This window comes from Paenibacillus caseinilyticus (assembly GCF_027533645.1).
GTDB classification, from domain to species: domain Bacteria; phylum Bacillota; class Bacilli; order Paenibacillales; family NBRC-103111; genus Paenibacillus_G; species Paenibacillus_G caseinilyticus.
Window position 1 is genome coordinate 215,091 of the sequence record NZ_JAQAGY010000011.1, and the last position, 6,000, is coordinate 221,090.

Genomic DNA, 6,000 nt, shown 5'->3' on the forward strand with positions numbered 1-6,000 from the left:
GGCACAGCAGCAAGGAAATAGGCGTACCAAGTTGGGTTAAGCGATTAACTAAAACGGGCTGACTAACCCTAAGTGGAAACTAACGGAAACAGCCTTATTATAACGCAGGACAGGAAACGCTTACAATAAAAAGTGCAGGATGGCGGAGGCCGGACCATAGACCCCAAAAAGCACACCGAACCCCAAGCGGGGATCCAATGTGCCTTGGTAACGAATGATGCTGGCTCGGTCGGTTGGCTTATCGGTTGAATATCGTGCTAGGCTTAGAAGTCGCCTTAATCCCATTCGGGCCATTGATAATAGCATTGCCCTGCTCCGTATAGCTAGTACCTGCCCAGTCGTTGGCCATATCGAGGTACTCAAGACCCGTACCATTCCCTTTCCATGACCATCCAAGATAGCCTACGCCCTTTTGCTGGGAATAGCTCATGATCGTTGCCTCGTCAACATCTCCGTCTGTATGTCTAATTCCGAACTCGCCGATAATGAGTGCCAAATTTTTGTTTAACACGTTGTCAATATTGCTTCGCACTGTTGTCGCATTGCCGCCCGCGTACTCATACATGTGGATAGAGAACATCGTATTTTTGAGCGGATCGGAATTCAATACCTGCTGTCCATTGTCCACAATCGACTGAGGGTATTGTCCCCACCCCGCTGCGTCTACGATAATGGTGTTTTTAATCCCGGCAGCTCGAAGCTTAGGAATAACGGACGTGTAGCCACTGGCCCAACCGGCACTGTTCCATGTGCCATACCATTCATTGGCAATGTTTAGGATAACGGTCTTCTCCTTGCCGATCAGTGCGCTTTTCATTTCAATCCAGTAATTGGCTATATTCTCCAAAACGGCTGCACTATCGGAGCCCGTCCCATCGTGTACCTCGAGGATGGTCACCAGCTTATTTTGTTCACTTAATGCGATCAAGTTTTGTAAGGAGGATAGACTGTCTTTGGTCCACTTCTGACCATCAGAGAGAACAATCCTTATCGTATTGGCTCCTGTTTTGGCAATGGCCGGAATGGCGACGGATTCTTGTCCTTTATACCAATTATAAGCATGGTTGACCCCCCGCATGACAAAGGGATTTCCATTTGCATCATAGAGAGTCGTGCCTTGTATGTAGAAGCCGTCTTTTGTACTAACATCACCATCACTTGTTGTCACACTTAATGCGCTGCTTTTTACAGACTTGTTGCCTGCGGCGTCTTTTGCTTGTACCGTGAAGCTGTACGTTGTGTTGGCGGTTAAACCTGTGACGGTATAGCTGGTTGTTGTGCTTGAACCGACCAGATTACTTCCGCAGAAGATGTCATAACCCATTACTCCTGCGTTATCTATGGATGCGGTCCATGTAAGGCTGACTGATGCAGCCGTTTTGGAAGGGCTTGCAAGATGGGTCGGAGCTGTAGGCGCGGTGGTATCCGGAAGTGTCGTTACCCGGGTCAATTTCCATTTTTGCTGCGGAGCACCAGTATATGTCCACTGCTGTACATTGGCTCCATCGTTCGTAAAGCCTCCGGTCACATCGAGTGCTTTACCGCTGGATTGGACCACGAGCTTATAATACCCTTCGCCGGCATCGACAATTTTCCATTTTTGGTTTGACTGGCCATTGTCCGTCCATTGCAGTACATTCGCACCGTCGTTAGCAGAAGATCCGGCCACATCCAATGCTTTGCCGCTGGATTGCGAAATTAATTTATAGTACCCGCTTCCAACATCAACGATCTTCCATTGCTGCTGGGGATTTCCATTGTCGGACCATTGCTGTACATTGGCACCATCTGCAGTAGAGCCTCCTTCTACATCCAAGTTTTTTCCGCTGTGCTTGGCTGTAAGCTTGTAAACCTCACCGGAGATAATCCCTGAGGCTGCAGCACTTGAAGCGGCAGTGTTGTCAAGAGGAGCCTTCGTTGCAGCAGCAACACCGAGTGGCGGTATGATACTGAGTAGCAGTGTGGGCATAAGCAGGTACGACAATATCTTTTTCACTATTCTAACCTCCAGAATATAGTAGTTTGTAAGCATCAACTTGCTGTAGTCTGCACTTTGGCCTATAACCTCCTTCCTTATATGATTAGACTACAAGCACTCTTGTCATCACAACAGGAGTGAAGATGCTTACATTTATATTAATGCTCTCTCTAAGGAGTGAATGGAGAGAGTCATTAATGTCAACCGTGAAAATAAATAGAGTCCACCTTAGAGCCTGCACATACACCCACTTGTTATCGTTGTTATCGCTTTCATTATATTTCCTATTCGGATAAACTAAAATGTACTGTATACGCTTTTCTTGTATCGAATTATCCTAAATAAGGTAATGTAAGAGTTTACTACAACGCATTGAAGGGTTTATTTATTATTTTCGTTATATAACTTATTTGATTGTGTGTTCCCGGCTAACGCAAAGAAGCCGCGTTGGACGCGGCGTTACATGAGTAATTTGTTGTCTCCTTTATCTGCAGCATCCGGGCTCGACTTCAGCATTTCCATAAACTCCAATAACGGTTGCGAGATCCACTTCTTGGGGTGAATAACCATTTGTAAATCCAGCCGGATGTCGGGATGCGTGAATGGGAGCACTGCCAGCTCTCCTCTCCGTATCTCATCTGCGGCTGCCATTCTTGGCAAAAGGGAGATACCGGAGCCAGCCATTACACATCGTTTAATGGCTTCCGGATTGCCTAGTTCTAAACCGATCCGATACGGGATTCCGCTGCCCCGCAGTACCTTCTCCAGCATGATCCGGTAATTGCAGCTTTCCTCTGCCATAATCCATACCATGCCGCTTAGATGGCCGAGATCTACTTCTGTCAGCACGGATAAGGGATGATCCGCATGGGCTATCAAGACCAACGGCTCTTCTTTTATCATGATCCATTGCAGAGTGGGATCTGATGGTTTCCTGTCCAGGATGAGTCCTATGTCGATTTCGCCTTCCTTGACTTTGTTTACAATGAGTGTTTCGCGGTCTGGCTGAAGCCGGATAGCAAGATCGGGATAGTTCTGCCGAAGTTGTTGGATCAAGGGCGGAAGAACGTAGGAAGCTATGGAATCGATCGTCCCCATCGTCAGGGTTCCCCCTCCCTGCCGGGTTATCGTTTCTTTTGACTGCTGATATAGATCGAGCATTTGAACAGCAATCTTCAGCAATTCCTCTCCTGCCGATGTCAGACGAAGCCGCCTGCCATACCGCTCGAATAAGGGTACGCCGTATGCCTTCTCCAGTTTCTGAATCTGTATCGTAACACTGGACTGCGCATAGCCGAGTTCCTCGGCTGCCCGGGTGAAGCTCTGGCGGACGGCGACCTCCCGGAAGGTTTGAAAATAGGTTAATTCCATGCTCTCCCACCACATTAATAATATTGATACTGCTCATCACTTATTATAGATAACACTGATGCAAAATACCATGATAATATAAAATCACTTCAGAACATGGGGAGGAAAAAAATGCTGAATGAACGGGATTTGAAAGGGATCTATGTGCCGGTCGTAACCCCCTTCTTGCCGAATGCGGAGCTCGATACGGATTCGTACCGGACCTACTTAGGGAAGCTGTTAGAAGAGGATATTCAAGGAGTGGTCATTAACGGTACCACGGGAGAAGCTCCTACGGTTTCTTGGGAAGAGGTGGCAGATCTCTTCCATGCAACGAGAGCATGTATGTCGGGGAGGCAGAGCCATATACCAGTCGTCATAGGTACGGGAACGAATGATACGCGTTCTACCGTGAGACGGACAGAAATGGCAGGACAACTCGGTGCGGATGCAGTCCTTGTCGTGACCCCCTACTACAGCCGTCCATCGCAAGAGGGCATTCTCGAGCATTTTCGGCAGGTGGCACAAGTCGGTGTACCCATTATTGCCTACGAGGTCCCGTTCCGTACGGGTGTACGGTTAAGCGCGGATACGATAAGAAGAATTATGGAGCTGAACGGGGTTATTGGTTTGAAAGACAGCTCAGGCGGCCTCGCGCTCATCACCGAATTGACACGCCTTGGTACTAAGCCGATTCTCTGCGGCGAGGACCTTTATTTTCATGCGATGTTAACCCAAGGTGCCAGCGGCGGTATACTCGCGTCGGCGAATGTGAATACGTCCGCGTTTATCCATGTCTTCCGTCTGGCCAGCCAAGGTGACTTTATTGCAGCGCAAAAGGCATTCGATCTCCTGGTTCCCTTCATCGAGCGCTTATTCCAGGAATCCAACCCTGCGCCTCTCAAATGGCTGCTTGCCCGGCAAGGGATTCTTGCATCCGGCACCCTCCGTTTGCCCATGGTACCCATTACCAAAGGACTGCAGCTGGAATTCGAACAAACGATGCGCAATCCGGCTGAATAACCTTTCGAATCAAAGCTTCCGATAAACAAGCAGCCCTGCTCCCCTTCCTGCTGGGGACAGGGCTTCAGGTTCACCGGAACGATCCGACTCCGCCTGCCTCGGCCAGGAACATTCCGCTTCGCGAACTGAGGTCTCTCCATTTGGCGAGAAGCTTATACGGGTCCCCCCTTTCCAATAGAGTGCGGGCCAGCTGGAAGCCCTCCTCGTAGGATTCCACTTTCTCGAACCAATACAAACGCAGGCCGGCGTTGAATACGATATGCTCCTTTTCATTGTGAAGATCCGGGCCCTCCTCCCCTTGGAGAATCCGGTTCAAAAGCTGAAGCTGCTTTTCCTTGGAGCATGGCTCCAGGGGCTTGCCGCTGAACCCGAAGACCGCCGGGTCGATCATGCTGGTCGTATCTCCCCATGGGTTCACCCTGCGGACCAGCGTCGTCTTGTAAGTGGGCAGGTCCTCCGAGCCCTCGATCCCTTGTATGGCATAGGCCGTCTCGATGCCCAGCTGCGGCAGGAGATGGGTCAGCTGATCCATGGCCGCTTCGTGATTGACCCCAATCAGCATGTATTGGGATTGAACGGGGTTCAAGATCTTCTCGATCCTATTGAGGAAGGTGCGGAGCGCGAGCTGTTTGCGGACGGGCCGCACCCGGCCAAGCGGAGGACAGATCAGCTCGGTCCAGATGAATCCGATCCCGAGACTGCGGAAGAGGTCCTCCCATTCCTTGGCTTGCAGCTCCACCTGGACGCCCAGTCCTTCGAGCAGCTCCTTCAGAGATACGCCAAGCTTGGGTGGAAGCGATTCGCTGCCATGCAGAACCTGGGGGAAGCCGGCCGAAGCCAGCAGCAGGGAAACCGGAAGAGTCACAGGGAAGTACAGCCGCCCGTCATAAGGCCCGGCACAGTTCAGGGAATGGGGGAATGGCTTGTAAGGAAGCGAGTATTTCCGGAATACATCGATGAATCCTTTGACTTCCTCGAATGACTCCCCTTTCATCCGCATGGCGATTAAGAATGCGGCGGTTTGCGCATCGGTGGACTCGCCCCTGGCTACCATATGGGCAGCCTGGACGGCCTCTTCATATGTCAGATGCCGGGAGCCTTGCCGGCCCCTTCCAGTGATATTGATCCACTCTTCCATATGCTCCCTCCGAGATTCTTTGGTTTCTATGCCGAATTCTATGTTGATTTAGATGCCGATGGATGTATATAACAATTTAACAAGTATTACAAATAATTACATAATCACTATAAGCGAGAATCCTTAAAGAAAACTTAAATGAAGTTAAATGTTTAGTCCTCATTATTTTATTGGTGACAAAATGATGAACGGATGCTCGGCTCTCTGACCCTTCTGCGCCTAACCAAAAGGCCGCCCTTCAACAGGGACGGCCTTGTTTATGATCTATGAATCCCTTGATCCTTCATTGCTGCGGCAAATACTTCAAAGCCTAACTTGTTATAGTAAGCGATGTGATCCTCTGTACAAATCAATTGGATATGAAGGCGCTCTTCCCGACATTTTTCAACTATATAAGACGCAATTAAGATTATAACCTTAAGAGTAGTCGATCAATTGTCATCAATGGATGCTTGTTGATTCGCTTCATGAACTGACCTACATGTAACTTGATTCGATAAAACTTTTCAAA

Annotated in this window: 4 protein-coding genes; 1 reads left to right on the top strand and 3 read right to left on the bottom strand. The window is 49.3% G+C overall.

Going from position 1 to position 6,000, the window contains the following annotated elements; genetic code table 11:
* Nucleotides 1-238: 238 nt before the first annotated feature.
* Both O9H32_RS18120 and O9H32_RS18125 read right to left on the bottom strand, forming a co-directional pair.
* Nucleotides 239-1,996 carry an RICIN domain-containing protein gene (locus tag O9H32_RS18120; protein WP_269867529.1) on the bottom strand — a complete coding sequence of 586 codons (1,758 nt, stop codon included), beginning with the start codon at nucleotides 1,994-1,996 and terminating at the stop codon, nucleotides 239-241.
* Between the two features lie 441 nt (nucleotides 1,997-2,437).
* Entirely contained in the window at nucleotides 2,438-3,349 is a 912-nt protein-coding gene (locus O9H32_RS18125) for a LysR family transcriptional regulator (RefSeq protein WP_269867530.1), read from the bottom strand.
* 111 nt (nucleotides 3,350-3,460) lie between these two features.
* Here O9H32_RS18125 and dapA point away from each other — a divergent pair, with 111 nt between their 5' ends.
* Nucleotides 3,461-4,351 (top strand): 4-hydroxy-tetrahydrodipicolinate synthase, encoded by an 891-nt coding sequence (dapA, locus tag O9H32_RS18130; RefSeq protein WP_269867531.1) that lies wholly within the window; start codon nucleotides 3,461-3,463, stop codon nucleotides 4,349-4,351.
* A 70-nt stretch (nucleotides 4,352-4,421) separates the two neighbouring features.
* Here dapA and O9H32_RS18135 read toward each other — a convergent pair whose 3' ends face one another.
* Complete coding sequence (locus tag O9H32_RS18135) at nucleotides 4,422-5,489, bottom strand: anthranilate phosphoribosyltransferase (protein WP_269867532.1); 1,068 nt, start codon at nucleotides 5,487-5,489, stop codon at nucleotides 4,422-4,424.
* Between the last annotated feature and the right edge of the window lie 511 nt (nucleotides 5,490-6,000).

Bases quoted from the DNA above. Each gene is read 5' to 3' on its own strand.
- O9H32_RS18125 (WP_269867530.1), bottom strand. From the start codon at position 3,349: ATGGAATTAACCTATTTTCAAACCTTCCGGGAGGTCGCCGTCCGCCAG.
- dapA (WP_269867531.1), top strand. From the start codon at position 3,461: ATGCTGAATGAACGGGATTTGAAAGGGATCTATGTGCCGGTCGTAACC.
- O9H32_RS18135 (WP_269867532.1), bottom strand. From the start codon at position 5,489: ATGGAAGAGTGGATCAATATCACTGGAAGGGGCCGGCAAGGCTCCCGG.